Genomic DNA, 634 nt, shown 5'->3' with positions numbered 1-634 from the left:
ATGTCCAATGGATCACAATTACGAAAAAAAAGTATTTTGTTTTGGTTCGACCGGTAATTTTATATGAAATAGCGGGGTCACACCACTCAGTCCCGTGATATTTGTTACTTTAGCTGACAACGAGCTGACGTCAGTGGCTTCTTCTTCCTTCTCCCCCGGAGGTGTATATCTCCACGGGACCGCGTGACTATTTTGGTACGGGAAAGGAACAGGTTTGGCTATTAAGGGGTGTCCGGGCTTTTGCGAGGCTGCACTTTTAGTGAAGTATATCACCAAGGGTTTGGGCTTCGCAACACCGCTCCCCTCCGTAGATTGCATGCATATATGCTGCTCTTCTTTTCCTTCAATGCCGACTTCTAGTCGACCTTGGTCTATCATCCGCTGTAACAATTCCTCTACTTCCAAACACGTCTCCATGTCATGCATCTCGCCGGAATGTAGCAGACAGGAATCCTCCTTACACCCACTATGGGGAATTACACCTCCCTTTTGTAGGGCCTCAAAGATAAACCTCCTAGGGGTTGCCACATCCTTTAAAGGTTTAGACCTGCGCGGCCTATCGGACTCAATGGCATTAACCGCTCCCCCTCCATGATTGGCGAGCGGGTTGGTTCTCACATTGGGCCGATCGTCT

At 48.7% G+C, this 634-nt stretch carries 1 protein-coding gene; it reads right to left on the bottom strand.

The window, feature by feature from the left end:
• Positions 1-18: 18 nt before the first annotated feature.
• Positions 19-405 (bottom strand): hypothetical protein, encoded by a 387-nt coding sequence (locus FRC98_RS22345; RefSeq protein WP_146983506.1) that lies wholly within the window; start codon positions 403-405, stop codon positions 19-21.
• Between the last annotated feature and the right edge of the window lie 229 nt (positions 406-634).

Origin of the sequence: Lujinxingia vulgaris (genome assembly GCF_007997015.1) — a bacterium.
In the GTDB taxonomy this organism is placed as follows: Bacteria; Myxococcota_A; Bradymonadia; order Bradymonadales; family Bradymonadaceae; genus Lujinxingia; species Lujinxingia vulgaris.
The sequence above is the reverse complement of the archived record's forward strand: the minus strand, read 5'-3'. Positions and strand labels throughout refer to the sequence as shown.